At 64.2% G+C, this 13126-nt stretch carries 14 protein-coding genes; 7 read left to right on the top strand and 7 right to left on the bottom strand.

The window, feature by feature from the left end; genetic code table 11:
- Positions 1-26: 26 nt before the first annotated feature.
- Both AC5Y4C_RS19380 and AC5Y4C_RS19385 read right to left on the bottom strand, forming a co-directional pair.
- Positions 27-824 (bottom strand): DUF1906 domain-containing protein, encoded by a 798-nt coding sequence (locus AC5Y4C_RS19380; RefSeq protein ID WP_499904490.1) that lies wholly within the window; start codon positions 822-824, stop codon positions 27-29.
- Positions 825-907: 83 nt separating this feature from the next.
- Positions 908-1558, bottom strand: a complete 651-nt coding sequence (locus AC5Y4C_RS19385) for a maleylpyruvate isomerase family mycothiol-dependent enzyme (protein ID WP_499964857.1) — start codon at positions 1556-1558, stop codon at positions 908-910.
- Between the two features lie 146 nt (positions 1559-1704).
- Between AC5Y4C_RS19385 and AC5Y4C_RS19390 the strand changes: the two genes are divergently transcribed.
- From AC5Y4C_RS19390 to AC5Y4C_RS19410, 5 genes are all read left to right on the top strand, one after another.
- Positions 1705-2622, top strand: a complete 918-nt coding sequence (locus AC5Y4C_RS19390; protein ID WP_499964859.1) for an LLM class F420-dependent oxidoreductase — start codon at positions 1705-1707, stop codon at positions 2620-2622.
- 96 nt (positions 2623-2718) lie between these two features.
- Positions 2719-3126: a YciI family protein gene (locus AC5Y4C_RS19395; protein WP_499904497.1), complete on the top strand. Its 408-nt coding sequence runs from the start codon at positions 2719-2721 to the stop codon at positions 3124-3126.
- Positions 3126-4301 (top strand): RNA polymerase sigma factor, encoded by a 1176-nt coding sequence (locus AC5Y4C_RS19400; protein ID WP_500008513.1) that lies wholly within the window; start codon positions 3126-3128, stop codon positions 4299-4301. Before AC5Y4C_RS19395 ends, AC5Y4C_RS19400 begins: the two co-directional genes overlap by 1 nt.
- A 119-nt stretch (positions 4302-4420) precedes the next feature.
- Positions 4421-4867 carry an MmpS family transport accessory protein gene (locus AC5Y4C_RS19405; protein WP_499964863.1) on the top strand — a complete coding sequence of 149 codons (447 nt, stop codon included), beginning with the start codon at positions 4421-4423 and terminating at the stop codon, positions 4865-4867.
- Positions 4864-7749 (top strand): MMPL/RND family transporter, encoded by a 2886-nt coding sequence (locus AC5Y4C_RS19410; protein ID WP_499964865.1) that lies wholly within the window; start codon positions 4864-4866, stop codon positions 7747-7749. Before AC5Y4C_RS19405 ends, AC5Y4C_RS19410 begins: the two co-directional genes overlap by 4 nt.
- Here AC5Y4C_RS19410 and AC5Y4C_RS19415 read toward each other — a convergent pair.
- Positions 7692-8228 (bottom strand): hypothetical protein, encoded by a 537-nt coding sequence (locus AC5Y4C_RS19415; RefSeq protein WP_499964867.1) that lies wholly within the window; start codon positions 8226-8228, stop codon positions 7692-7694. The two genes, AC5Y4C_RS19410 and AC5Y4C_RS19415, sit on opposite strands and share 58 nt — an antisense overlap.
- 149 nt (positions 8229-8377) lie before the next feature.
- Positions 8378-9409 (bottom strand): fused (3R)-hydroxyacyl-ACP dehydratase subunits HadA/HadB, encoded by a 1032-nt coding sequence (locus AC5Y4C_RS19420; RefSeq protein WP_499964869.1) that lies wholly within the window; start codon positions 9407-9409, stop codon positions 8378-8380.
- Between the two features lie 124 nt (positions 9410-9533).
- Here AC5Y4C_RS19420 and AC5Y4C_RS19425 point away from each other — a divergent pair, with 124 nt between their 5' ends.
- Entirely contained in the window at positions 9534-9740 is a 207-nt protein-coding gene (locus AC5Y4C_RS19425) for a zinc-ribbon domain-containing protein (RefSeq protein WP_499913329.1), read from the top strand.
- Positions 9741-9785: 45 nt separating this feature from the next.
- On the opposite strand, the gene AC5Y4C_RS19430 is transcribed toward AC5Y4C_RS19425, so the two are convergent.
- Complete coding sequence (locus tag AC5Y4C_RS19430) at positions 9786-10214, bottom strand: hypothetical protein (protein WP_499913331.1); 429 nt, start codon at positions 10212-10214, stop codon at positions 9786-9788.
- Positions 10215-10364: 150 nt separating this feature from the next.
- On the opposite strand from AC5Y4C_RS19430, the gene AC5Y4C_RS19435 reads away from it, so the two are divergent.
- The gene (locus AC5Y4C_RS19435; protein ID WP_499904512.1) at positions 10365-11387 is read left to right on the top strand and encodes a zinc-dependent alcohol dehydrogenase family protein; all 1023 of its coding nucleotides are present in this window, start codon (positions 10365-10367) and stop codon (positions 11385-11387) included.
- Positions 11388-11394: 7 nt separating this feature from the next.
- On the opposite strand, the gene lipE is transcribed toward AC5Y4C_RS19435, so the two are convergent.
- Both lipE and AC5Y4C_RS19445 read right to left on the bottom strand, forming a co-directional pair.
- Positions 11395-12636 (bottom strand): lipase LipE, encoded by a 1242-nt coding sequence (lipE, locus tag AC5Y4C_RS19440; protein ID WP_499964871.1) that lies wholly within the window; start codon positions 12634-12636, stop codon positions 11395-11397.
- Complete coding sequence (locus AC5Y4C_RS19445) at positions 12626-13117, bottom strand: peroxynitrite isomerase (protein WP_499964873.1); 492 nt, start codon at positions 13115-13117, stop codon at positions 12626-12628. Before AC5Y4C_RS19445 ends, lipE begins: the two co-directional genes overlap by 11 nt.
- Positions 13118-13126: the final 9 nt, after the last annotated feature.

The following is a 13126-nucleotide window of genomic DNA, read 5'->3' on the forward strand; positions in this document are numbered from 1 at the left end:
GGCAAGATCGGTCGCAGTCGCTGACGTCACGGATGCAGATTCCACTGGCCGCAATCTTGGGCCAAAACGTCGTTGACGTCGACTTCATATCCGCCGACCAACGGGCCGGGATTCGATTTGGTACTCACGATGCGTTGGTAGAGAACGGCCGCCGGGTGGACCTGGTTGCCAGACCAGGCCCGCGTCTGCCATGCCCACCGGCGCCCGGGCGTGCGCGAATTCCCGACCACCCCATCGGCGATGGCCCACTGGCACACGTCGATTCCGCCATAGACGCCGGTGCGCTGCACACCCAGCACCGAATTGATTCCCCGAAACCATTGCAGCGCAACGTTGTTCCAGGTAGTTCGGTCTATGTCGTCGTCGATGGAGAAGAAGATCGGTGCGCTCTGGCCGCCACCTGCAGCAGTGTGCAACTGCCAGGCCGTCTTGGCGTCTGCGACACCCCCGGCGAACCCGCGGGTGAAGTCCGATGGTGCGGTCCCGCCAGGCTTCCCGTATTGGTAATTGCTGACGATCACCAGCCCCGCTTTCGTCAGCGACTCGGCATAGGGCCGGGTGATCGGCTTGGCGCCAAAGGTCGAGCCAGGCCGCGACAGTGACACGTAGTTGATCACCCCGGCGTAGCCCGCACCTCGAATGTGTTCGGCGGGAATTTGATGCGCGGCAAAGTCGATCAGTTGGGGAGCGGCGGCCGCAGCAGTTGGTATCCGGGCCCCTGCTACTCCAATCCCGGCCAGCACCGACGCAGTGGCCGCGTAGCGCAGTGCGTCGCGCCGGGAAAAAGATCGCCGAAGACTGAACGACTCCGGCGGGTGCTCCACGGCTGGATGTTAACAGTGAGACTGTTGTTAATGATGTAGCCTTCTGGGGCGATTCGGTTACAAAGCAATCGCGATATGGCCGCTCACGCTGCGGTGGCTTGCACTCGTGACCGAAGAAGCTGCACCCCCGGGCCGTCGAGCTCGTCGAGGTAGGGCACGCGGCCGGCCATGCTCATGACCAAGGCAAGGGTTGATCCGGTAACCAGAGGACCGCTGCCCGCCGCAAACGGCCCGTCGTCTGCTCGCAACTGAAGCCCAGCCACCCGGCTACGACTGGCAACTGCGAAGTTGCGTCGGGCGAAGAACTCGGCCACTGGCGTCAGCGCGTCGACGCTAGGTGACCGCTCCAGCCCTAACGGCTGACGGATATCTTGCGCGTGCACGACGACCTCACCCAGATAAGCGGGGATGTGGCCGGAGGGCGCGGTGGTGCTTGCTATGACGGCGCGGAACCGATCAAGTGTCGCGGCCGGGGTGTCACCGCGGTGCTCGGCCAGCCGCCGCTGGTTGTGCACGTCAGGGCGCATACGCGCTCCCAGCATGCTGCGCAGCCACTTCCACCGGTTCAGACTCGCGGCCGCCGTCAGGTGTGCGACGACGTCTTCGACATCCCAATTCCCGCACAAGGTGCCGTGCCGCCACTGCTCGTCGCGCAGGGCTGCGAGGTCCTCCGCCAACGCCGCACGCTCGGCGTGCGCCAATGCCCACAGATGGTCGTGCCGGGGTCTGGCCATATCGCTCCATTCGTCATTTCGGCCTCGATGCCGTCACTGGACGTAGACCCGCGCCGGCCGCAAGACTCATCGAGGACGTCAGGGGTACCCGTCGCTCCCACGAGGCGCCTGGAATCACGAGTGGAGCGCGCGCGTTGGTTGCCAACATGCCTACCGGGATCGTCGTCATGGCTCGCCCCGATGCCCCCAATCTCGTCGATGACGTAATCGCACAGGCACGACGAGCCCACGAGCTCGGCGTCGCTCAAGTCTGGCTGCCGCAACAGATGAACTATGACGCCATCGCGCTCGCAGCGCTCGTGGGAGCCGCCGTGCCGGGGTTAGGCGTGGGCACCTCGGTGGTGCCCGTCAATCCTCGCCATCCGCTGATCATCGCTTCGCTGGCACAAACGGCGCAGGCGGCCGCCCATGGCAACTTTAGCCTGGGGCTCGGTCTGGGCGCACGCGAGATCGAACGCCAGGCCTTCGGCATCGCCTGGCCGAACACCATCACACGGCTGCGTGAGCATCTGACGATCCTGCGCTCCGTGCTCGACGCGGGAACCGTCGATTTCCACGGCAGCGAACTCAGCGCTAGCCCCAGCTGGCCGGTGCAGGTGGCCGGCGGTACTCCGATCCCGATATACGTCGCAGCGATGGGGCCTAAGGCATTGCAGGTTGCCGGCGAACTGGCTGACGGGACGTTGCCGTATCTCGCCGGGCCTCGGACCCTCGCCGAATTCATCGTGCCCGAGATCACCAGAGCAGCGCAGCAAGCCGGCCGTCCCCTACCGCCCGTGATCGCCGCGGTGCCCGTGCTGCTGTCGGAGGATGCCGGCTCCGCTCGCGTGATCGCGGCGCAGCGGCTGCGCGTCTACGAGTCAATTCCGTCGTACCGCAACGTGATTGCCCGAGAAGGTGTCACCGATATTGCTGATCTCGCGGCGGTCGGACCCGAAGAGTCGGTCCTGTGCCAGCTGCGCCGTTATCGCGATGCTGGAGCCACCGATGTGGTGATCAGCCCGCTGGACCGAACGAATTCCGCGGATCGCGAAGCGCTTTGGCGCCTTACAGCGGCGCTCTGAAACGAAAATCGGGTAGTGGATGTCGAAATCTTCGTGACGGCTCCGTCCCACAGATGAGTGACCAATTAGGGTCACCACTTGCGAAGGGAGAAAGTCATGGCGAAGTACCTGATGCTCAAGCACTACCGAGGCGCGCCGGCAGCGGTCAACAACGTGCCGATGGACCAATGGACGCCCGCCGAGATCGAGGCGCACATCAAGTACATGAACGATTTTGCGGCCCGGCTGCAGGACAGCGGCGAGTATGTCGATTCTCAGGCCTTGGCACCGGAAGGTGTTTGGGTGCGCTACGACGGCGAGGGCAAGCCGCCCGTGACCGACGGCCCGTTCGCCGAGACCAAAGACCTGATTGCCGGCTGGATGGTCGTGGACGTCGACAGCTACGACCGCGCAATCGAATTGGCTGGTGAATTGTCGGCCGCACCTGGCGCGGGCGGCACGCCGATCCATGAGTGGCTCGAGGTTCGGCCGTTCTTGACGCACACGTCGCCCGACACCGAGTGATGGCCGCCCACGCGGTGGACGGGACGCAGCTGCGGGAGCTGATTCCCGGCGTGTTGGCTGCGCTGGTCCACCGCGGGGCAGACTTCGCGACCGCCGAGGACGCCGTCCAAGACGCCCTCATCCGGGGCATCGAGACGTGGCCGGACCAGCCGCCGGACGACCCGAAAGCGTGGCTGATCACGACCGCATGGCGACGCTTCCTCGACATCACCCGCTCCGACGCTGCTCGGCGCCGCCGCGAGTCCTTGGTCGCCAGCGAGCCGCGATCCGGTGCGGGTGGCCCAGTCGATGACACGCTGCACCTCTACTTCCTGTGTGCCCACCCGGCGCTCAGCCCGTCCTCGGCCGTCGCCTTGACGCTGCGGGCGGTCGGTGGTTTGACCACGCGTCAGATCGCCCGGGCCTACATGGTCCCCGAGGCCACGATGGCGCAACGGATCAGCCGCGCCAAGAAGACTGTGAGCGAAGCAGGACTGAGCAGTTTCGGTGACCTGCGCACCGTTATGAAGGTGCTCTACCTGATTTTCAACGAGGGCTACAGCGGGGACGTCGATCTGGCCGCCGAGGCAATTCGGCTGGCGCGGCAGCTGGTCAAGATGACCGACGATCCGGAGGTGCAGGGACTGCTCGCCCTGTTCCTGCTGCACCACGCGCGACGCCCGGCCCGCACACGTGCCGACGGCAGCCTGGTGCCGTTGTCCGAACAGGACCGCAGCCTCTGGCGGCGCGATCTGATCGCCGAGGGCGTCGCCATCGTGCAAGCCGCACTAGCGCGTGACCGGCTCGGGGAGTACCAGGCACAAGCTGCGATCGCGGCGCTGCATGCCGATGCGCCATCAGCCGACGAGACCGACTGGGTTCAGATTGTCGAGTGGTACGACGAGCTGGTTCGACTCGCGGACAGTCCCGTGGTTCGGCTCAACCGCGCCGTCGCGGTCGCTGAGGCGGATGGACCGCATGCGGGGCTTGCCGCACTGGCGGAAGTGGACCCATCCGTTCCTCGCTACACCGCTGCGATGGCCTACTGCTACGAACGCGCTGGTGAAATCGGCACGGCCGCAGAACGATACGTGGAGGCCGCCGCGAAGGCGCCGTCCGTCGCCGAACGCAATCACCTCACTTTCCGGGCGGCCACGCTGCGAAAGCAGCTCCTAGACGACGGTCGCAAGGCATGAAACGACACATCCCTGTGTTGTGGAGTCGAAGACCGTATCGTAATCTCAACCTAGTTGATTAGCACTTCTACAGGAATCCTCACCGTCCGCGCCTGTCGCCGCTCATGAAAGGGTCACGGATGCAACGGGTTTCGTTCAGACGGCGACTCCGCCGCCGCTGGATGATCGTCGTTGCGGTGGTCGTCGTGGCGGTGGCTGGATTCGCGGTGTATCGCCTGCACGCCATCTTCGCCTCCCATGACGTCACGTCGACATCCAGCGGGTCTGAGAACGAGATCATTCCGTTCAATCCCAAACACGTGGTCATGGAGGTCTTCGGGCCGCCCGGCACGGTCGCCACCATCACCTACCTCGACGTGAACGCCCAACCGCAGCGCGTCGACGATGCAGCCCTGCCCTGGACGTACGACACCACCACCACTGAGCCGGCCGTGGCTGTCAACGTGCAGGCCCAGGGCAACAGCAGTTCGATCGGCTGCCGAATCAAGATCGACGACGTGGTCAAAGACGAGCGATCGGTGAACACCTTGAACGCATTCACTTACTGCCTGGACAAGTCCGGATGAACATGCAACGGATTCCAGACCTCATCCGGCGGTACTCGGTGCTCATCGCGCTGTTCTGGCTAGGTCTGGCGGTGGTGACCAATGTCTTTGTCCCGCAACTAGAAACCGTTGCCGAATCGCACAATGTGTCGCTGAGCCCGCACGACGCACCGTCGCTGCAGGCCAGTAAAGAGATCGGCAAGAAGTTCGGCGAGTTCGACTCCGACAGCTCTGCGATGATCGTGTTGGAGGGTGATCAGCCGCTCGGCGCCGAGGCGCACCACTACTACGACGGCTTGATCGACAAACTCTCCCGAGACACCAAGCACGTCGAGCACATCCAGAATTTCTGGGGAGATCCGCTGACCGCGGCGGGCTCTCAGAGCGCCGACGGCAAGGCGGCATTGGTTCAGGTGTACCTCGCCGGCAATCAGGGTGAATCGTTGGCCAACGAGTCGGTCGATTCGGTACGCGACATCGTCGACCACACGCCACCGCCGTCGGGCATCAAGGCCTACGTCACCGGACCTGCGCCCCTGATCACCGATCAATTCGAGGTGGGCCGTCACGGCACGCTGAAGACCACGCTGATCACCATTGGGGTCATCGCGGTGATGTTGTTCTTCCTCTACCGTCGCCTCACCACGGTGTTGCTGGTGATCTTCACCGTGATGATCGAATTGACCGCGTCACGCGGCGTCGTCGCCGTCCTCGCGAACGCAGGCATCATCGACCTCTCGACATATTCGACGAATCTGCTGACGCTGCTTGTCATCGCCGCCGGAACCGACTATGCGATCTTCATTCTCGGTCGTTTCCACGAGGCGCGTTACGCCGGCCAGGACCGTATTGCGGCGTTCAGCACGATGTATCGCGGCACCGCTCACATCATCCTCGGTTCCGGCCTGACGATCGCAGGCGCGGTGCTCTGCCTCACCTTCACCCGGCTTCCGTACTTTCAGAGTCTCGGAGTACCCGCCGGGATCGGCGTCCTCGTCGCGGTCGTGGCGGCGCTGTCGCTGGCGCCTGCCCTGCTGGTTGTCGGCCGCCATTTCGGCCTGTTCGAACCGGCGCGCCCCATGCGTACGCAAGGTTGGCGACGCATCGGCACCGCCATCGTCCGCTGGCCCGGGCCTGTTCTGGTGGCGACGGTCGCCATCGCGCTCATCGGCCTTCTCGCGCTGCCGAACTACAAGACGAACTACGACAACCGCCACTACATGCCGGGCAATGCCCCCGCGAATGTCGGTTACACGGCCGCCGAACGCCACTTCTCCGAGGCGCGGCTGAATCCCGAAGTGTTGATGGTCGAAGCCGAGCACGATCTCCGGAACCCCACCGACATGATCCTGCTGGAACGTGTCGCGAAGGCGGTCTTCCACACTGACGGCATCGCACAGGTGCAGTCGATCACCCGGCCGCTCGGCACACCGCTGAACCACACGTCGATACCGTTTCAGATCAGTGCCGGCAACGCTTCTCAGATCAACAACCTGCCCTTTCAGCAGGCCCGCGGCGCGGATCTGCTCAGGCAGGTCGACGTGATCAACGACTCGATAAACGTTCTGCGCCAACAGTATGCGTTGCAGCAGCAATCCAGTGCCATTACCGACGAGCAGGCCAAAGCATTCCAGCAGACGGTCGCCACAGCGCAGGAGTTGCGCGACAAGATTGCCAATTTCGACGACTTCTTCCGGCCGCTGCGCAACTACTTCTATTGGGAGCCGCACTGTTTCGACATCCCGGCCTGCTGGGCGCTGCGCTCGCTCTTCGACGCGCTGGACGGCATCGACGAGTTGACCGACCAGTTGGCCAACGTCTCGGGGAGCATCACCAAACTCGATGAGCTGCAACCCAAACTGTTGGCGTTGATCCCGCCGCAAATCGCCAATCAGCAGACCAACCGTGATCTCACGCTGACCAATTACGCCACCACCTCAGGCATCAACGACGAGACCGCGGCGGCGCTGCAGAACTCGACTGCCCTGGGACAGGCGTACGACGCGTCGAAAACCGACGACTCGTTCTACTTACCGCCAGAGGCGTTCACCAACCCGGAGTTCCTGCGCGGGCTCAAGCTGTTCCTGTCACCGGACGGTAAAGCCGCCCGCATGATCATCACCCACGACGGCGATCCCGCGACGCCGGAAGGCATTTCGCACATCGACGGCATCAGGCATGCCGCGCGGGAGGCCGTCAAGGGCACCCCTCTGGCCGGGTCGAAGATTTACATCGCCGGCACTGCCGCCACCTACAAGGACATCCAGGACGGCGCCAAATACGACCTCATGATCGCCGGCATCGCCGCGCTGAGCCTGATTCTGCTCGTCATGATGTTCATCACCCGAAGCGTCGTGGCCGCATTCGTCATCGTGGGTACCGTGGCGCTGTCGTTGGGAGCCTCGTTCGGGCTCTCCGTGCTGATATGGCAGGACCTCTTGGGTATCCAGCTGTTCTGGATCGTGTTGGCGCTCGCCGTCATTCTGCTGCTGGCAGTGGGGTCGGACTACAACCTGCTACTGATCTCTCGTTTCAAGGAGGAGATCGACGCCGGCTTGAACACCGGCATCATCCGCGCCATGGCCGGCTCGGGAGCGGTGGTGACGGCGGCCGGGCTGGTGTTCGCAGCCACGATGGCCTCGTTTGTCTTCGCCGACTTGCGGATTCTCGGTCAGATCGGGACGACGATCGCGCTGGGTCTGCTGTTCGACACGCTGATCGTGCGGTCATTCATGACGCCGGCTGTTGCCGCGCTACTCGGCCGCTGGTTCTGGTGGCCGCTGAGGGTGCGTCCACGGCCCGCCAGCCAGATGCTTCAGCCCTACGGATCACGGCCCGCGGTTCGTCAACTGCTGCTCTGGGAGGACGACGATGCAATCGCGGAATCACCGCGGCGTTCGTGAGGCGGGCTGAAATCGGTTGCATCTGCGTCGTTTTCAGCGACTGGCTCGACTGACACGTTGCGCAGGTTTGCTTTCAACCGTGCGACCCGGTGCAGCTGAGCGGCCATATTCATGGAGGTGAGCATCGGGATGCCGCCGATGAACGTCCGAAATGAGGGGTGGCCGCCGTCCAGATCGAGAACGAACAGACAGCCGACCACATAGAAGAAGCCCATGGTGAACAAAGCCGCGGGTATCGCGTAGGCGAGGGGTGACCGAGCGTCGGTCACCAGTTCGGTCGCATACTCCAATTCCTCTTGCGACAATCGTTGCCGCTTGCGAAGTTTGGCCAGCACCGCTTTGTGGGCGCCGACTTTCTCACCCAGCGGATGAGACGTCCGCCTCTCCAGCCGGCTGATGTACAGGAAAACGCAAGTGGCAAAGACGATTTCCATCACGGCGGCGAGAATCGTCAGATCGCCCCACAGACCGAGAGTCAACTCGTCGCTCCTCGACTCCAGTGCATCATCAAGAGAACGTTACCTGCTCAGTGCCCACGCCCGAAGACGCGGCGAGTGTGCGGAATCGGACAGCTGCCACGGCGTGTCGCGTGCGAAACCGCAACGCGGCGGAGCGGACGGGCCGGCTATCAGCGGAAGCGGATGTTCACCGTGGCCAGGCCGAAGATTTTCCGGCCACCGGACTTGGCTCCGACGATGACGACACCGCTGCGGGTCGCGGGATCCAGCGACTTGATCCGGCCGCTGAACTCGATGTCTGCACCTTCGGCGGCGGAGACGATCGCCGGTGCGGACAGCCGCACTGCGTAACGGGTGACCGCTCCGGGATCGCCTGACCAAGCGGAGACATATCCGGCACCCAGGCCCATGGTGAGCATGCCGTGGGCGATCACGTCGGGCAGCCCGGCGAGCTTGGCGATGCTCTCGTCCCAGTGAATCGGGTTCGCATCGCCGGCCACGCCGGCATAGTTCACCAGGTCGCCGCGCGACAGCCGCGTGTGGTGCACTGGCAGCTCGTCGCCGACGTGCACCTTCTCAAGAGGCGGAGTCCCCGGGGTACGGGTGGCGCCTGTTTCGGAGATGCGGATCTCGCCCGCAGGGCGGACTGTCTTCTCGTAGGCGGCATCGGACTGACCGACTTCGAGGATGTTGACGTCGTGCATCATCGCGCTCGCTACGGCAGCCTTGATGGTCGGATCGACGTCCTCGGCGGTCACGCCGACAACGGTGGTGTGCAGGGTGTGCACCCGCTCGCCGGCAGTGTCGGTAAAGGTATTGGTGACGGTGATCAGATCTCTACCGGCGATCCGGCGCACCGAGGTCAATTCGACGTCGATTTTCAGTTCGTCGCCGGCGACTATCGGGCGGTGTTGCTCGAAGACCTCTTCGGTCTGCATATACGTGTCGTAGCCGACGACGACCTCTTCGAACATGCGGCGATTGCAGGTCATGCCCGGCACAGAGGTGAACGTCAGCGGCGCGACCAGGTCCGGATAACCCAGCTTCACTGCGGCGTCGACGTCCCAATGCGCGGGGTGATAGTCCTGCACAGCACGCGCGTATTCGCGCACCTTCTCGCGGCCGACCAGGTACGTGCCGTCCATCTGGTAGTAGTGGCCGACCCGCGACTCAAGCGGCGACACCTCTGCTGCTGCGGTCATAAATCTGCTCATCTGTTCTGTCGGCTTGTCGGTGTGGCCAACCAACTGACACTAACGCGCGGGCGCGGTAGCGATGCAGCCGCCGACCGGCCGCCCGGCCCAGTGGCGCCCCTACGCTGGTGTCGTGTTGTTTTTCCTCTTCGGCTACGGCAGCAAGCAGCAGTACCTAGGTCCTGGACAAGTCCGCACCTGCCCTCGCTGCCACAACACCACGCAGTGGAGCCGGATGCGGCAGTTCAAACAGTTCAGCGTGTTCTTCATTCCGATCGCACGGTGGAATCGCAGGCAGTACGAAGTGTGCGGGATCTGCGGTGCTTACATTGCCGGTTGAGTGCTCGCGCGTTGGATGCCCGCTTTCACCACATAGTGCTTGGCTCTAGATGTGGAGCGCGAGTAGGTAGCCAAGTGGAGCCATCGCAAAGTAGGCGGCGACACCGATGGGTATGCCGATGAGCGGTGTCCGTTGCAAGATCCCAGCCACGACCGCGCTCACGACAGCCCCGGCACTGCCTGCAATCAGGCACATCCATGGAATCAGAACAAGCACGTTCTGGCCTGCTGCCGATAGGTGGCACACCTTGTCGGCGCTGCCGTCATGGCAGTGGTCAGTGGCCATTGCCAGCGGCAACATGAGTACGATGGCGAGGCCAAACCCCAGCATCTCGAGCACCGTGAAGACGCCGACGAACCAGGCCCAGTGTTTGTTGTGCCGGCGTGGGTTCTGCTCGGAACCGGTCGCGCCGCTCTGAACCGGGGAACTGTGGACCACCGGCGCATTGCCGGCGTCGGTGCTGTCGGTTCCCACTGCGGTAATCTTAAGCGGCGTATCCAGCCGTTCTGCAGGCAATTCCGCGGTGGGCCACCGTCAGCGATACGTCGATTGAAAAGCCGACGTCGGTTGACGCGCTTGGCCGGCTGAGTAGCGAGAACTTCGAGACGGAGAAGGAGATGAGCCATGCGTGGTGTTGTGATGCATTCCCCGGGCGACGTGCGGGTCGAAGACCGAGACGACCCGCAGATCGTCGAACCCACCGATGCCGTTATCCGATTGACCGCGACCTGCATCTGCGGGTCCGACCTCTGGCCGTACCGCGGAGTCGAGGCGGCAGACCACCAGGTGATGGGCCACGAGTACGTCGGCGTCGTGGAGGAAATAGGCGCAGATGTCAAGAACGTGACAGTCGGCGACTATGTCGTCGGATCGTTTTTCGCGTCGGACAACACCTGCGATATCTGCCAGGCGGGATACCAAAGCCGTTGTGTACAAGCCGTTTTGATGGGTGCTGCGATCGGGACCCAGGCTGAACGTGCCCGTATTCCGCTGGCCGACGGCACCCTGGTCGTTCTGCCCGGTCAGCCGGACCCGGCGCTGGTGCCGTCGCTGCTCGCGGCGTCCGACGTGCTGGGCACCGGTTGGTTCGCCGCCGTCGCCGCAGAGGCGGGGCCGGGCAAGACCGTCGCCGTGGTCGGTGACGGCGCAGTTGGTCTGATGGGTGTGCTTGCGGCCAAACAGCTTGGCGCCGAACACATCATCGCGATGTCACGGCATCCCGACCGGCAAGAGCTGGCGCGGTTCTACGGTGCCACCGAGATCGTCGAAGAGCGGGGTGACGACGGCGTGGCGAAGATCAAAGAACTCACCAAGGGCCTCGGTGCTCACAGCGTCATCGAGGCGGTCGGCACTCAGGAATCCATGCTGCAGGCCATCCGCTCGACGCGGCCAGGCGGGCATGTCGGCTTCGTCGGCGTTACCCACGGCGTGGAGCTTCCCGCTGACGAGCTCTTCATATCGGCAGTGCATCTGCACGGCGGCCCTGCGCCGGTACGGCGGTTTCTGCCGGAGCTGGTCCGATTGATCTGGGACCGAAAGATCGATCCGGGCAAGGTTTTCGATCTCACCCTTCCGCTGGAGGAGGCGGCCGAGGGATACAAGGCGATGGACGAACGGCGCGCCGTCAAGGTGCTGCTGACAGTCTGATCGTGTATCACATGATGTGGCGCGGGATCTCGGCAGTGATGCGGTCCAGCAGGGCGGTGTAGCGATTCGCCTCGCGGTGCCTGCCCGGTTTTCCGCTGCTGACCAGCCCGGCGGCAAGTTGCCGTTCGGGATCCGCCCAGACGGCGATATTGGTCAATCCGGTGTGGCCGAATGCCGCAGGTGCATCGCGGCCGAACGGCCCGAACCGTTTCGACCCGAGCATGTATCCGGTGCCCCACCGCAGGGGGGCCAGACCGGTGGCGAGATCCGGTCGCAGCCGGCGGCATTCGGTGGTCGCCGCCCGTAGGGTGTCCGGCCGCATCACGCGCACACCGTCGAGTTCGCCTCCGCGACGCAGGATTTCGGCGAAGCGCGACAGTTCGTCGGCCGTCGACACCGTGTTCGACGACGGCACCACGCCAGTGAGGAACAGCGGCGTGTTGGAGAACGGGATGATCTGCTGGGTGGTACCACCGACCGCCATGCGGAAAGCCGCGGCGATCGGCTTCGGAAGCGGCTTGCCGGTGACGTGGCTGGGCGCCACCAGCGGTACATCCCGTTGCGCCACACCGTAATTCGTCCACCGGAATCCGAGCGGCTGAAGGATCTCAGTTGCCAGGATATCGCGAATGTTCTTGCCCGTGGCCGCCGAGACGATCTCGCGCACCAGTGGACCCCACGTCACACCGTGATAGATGTGCACCAACCCCGGACGGTACAGCGGCTTCAACTCGCCCAGCATCGCGCGGGCGTAGTCGCTGTCGTCCATGCGTTTGAGGTCGGGACGCGGACCGGTGGCGAACGGTACTCCCGCGCTATGGGTGATCACGTGCCGGATCGTGGTCCGGTCCTTGCCGTGGCTGGTGTAGTTGGGTAGGTAATCGCACACGCGGTCGTCGAGGGAGAAGTGTCCGCGCTCGACGAGCATGTGTACGACGGTCGTGGTGATGGCTTTCGCAGCCGAGTACACACAGAATGGCGTTTGCGTTGTGACAGGAACCTTCTCGGCATCCGGCGGATCGGTGGGGGCGTTGCCCCAGCCGTGGCCGATCGCCCGGTTCAGCACCACCTTGCCGTTGTGCCGCAGGCACAGCTGGATGGCGGGGTGCATGCCGGCTTGGTACCAGTGCCGCGCTGCTTGCCAGATCCGCTCGACCGCCGCCGACCCGATCTCTGAGTGATCTTCGGGGCCCACGGCAGTGACGGCGTCGAGATCAGCCGGGACTCCGATTCTGCCGTCACCGGTCACGTGACGTCCTCCGCAACGTGGCGGACAGATGGTGTTGCAGCGGCTGGCCGACTGCCGCCATCTGCAGGGCGTAGCTCAGCTCGGCGCCGTCTACGCGAATCGAACGGCGCACTGCCGTCACCTCTTTCGCCGACTCGGTGCATGCCACGGTCGTGGAGGCCATCACCATCTCGATGGTGGTCCCAGTGACCGTCAGTGTGCCTTCTTCGATCTCGGTGATGCCGGTCGGGTGCGCCAGCACCCATTCGACGCGTCCCGCCGAGGGCACCCGCACGTATCCGGTCTCGGCATGCAACGGACGCCCGCCGTCGTCGGCTTTGGTCCTTTGACCGTATGTCAGGAACGGCTTGCCGGCGTGGTCGAACGTGACTTCCTCGACGTAGCCGAACGGCTCGATCGTCGGGTATTCCCCGCGACCCCGACCAGTCCAGGTGCCCAGCAGGGGAGCGAGTACGGCGATGTCGGGATGGAGCGCGGCCACGCTGATCAG

Source organism: Mycobacterium sp. NGS35, from assembly GCF_059812855.1.

Bases quoted from the DNA above. Each gene is read 5' to 3' on its own strand.
- AC5Y4C_RS19395 (WP_499904497.1), top strand. From the start codon at position 2,719: ATGGCGAAGTACCTGATGCTCAAGCACTACCGAGGCGCGCCGGCAGCG.
- AC5Y4C_RS19390 (WP_499964859.1), top strand. From the start codon at position 1,705: ATGCCTACCGGGATCGTCGTCATGGCTCGCCCCGATGCCCCCAATCTC.
- AC5Y4C_RS19400 (WP_500008513.1), top strand. From the start codon at position 3,126: ATGGCCGCCCACGCGGTGGACGGGACGCAGCTGCGGGAGCTGATTCCC.
- AC5Y4C_RS19410 (WP_499964865.1), top strand. From the start codon at position 4,864: ATGAACATGCAACGGATTCCAGACCTCATCCGGCGGTACTCGGTGCTC.
- AC5Y4C_RS19385 (WP_499964857.1), bottom strand. From the start codon at position 1,558: ATGGCCAGACCCCGGCACGACCATCTGTGGGCATTGGCGCACGCCGAG.
- AC5Y4C_RS19420 (WP_499964869.1), bottom strand. From the start codon at position 9,409: ATGACCGCAGCAGCAGAGGTGTCGCCGCTTGAGTCGCGGGTCGGCCAC.
- AC5Y4C_RS19435 (WP_499904512.1), top strand. From the start codon at position 10,365: ATGCGTGGTGTTGTGATGCATTCCCCGGGCGACGTGCGGGTCGAAGAC.
- AC5Y4C_RS19405 (WP_499964863.1), top strand. From the start codon at position 4,421: ATGCAACGGGTTTCGTTCAGACGGCGACTCCGCCGCCGCTGGATGATC.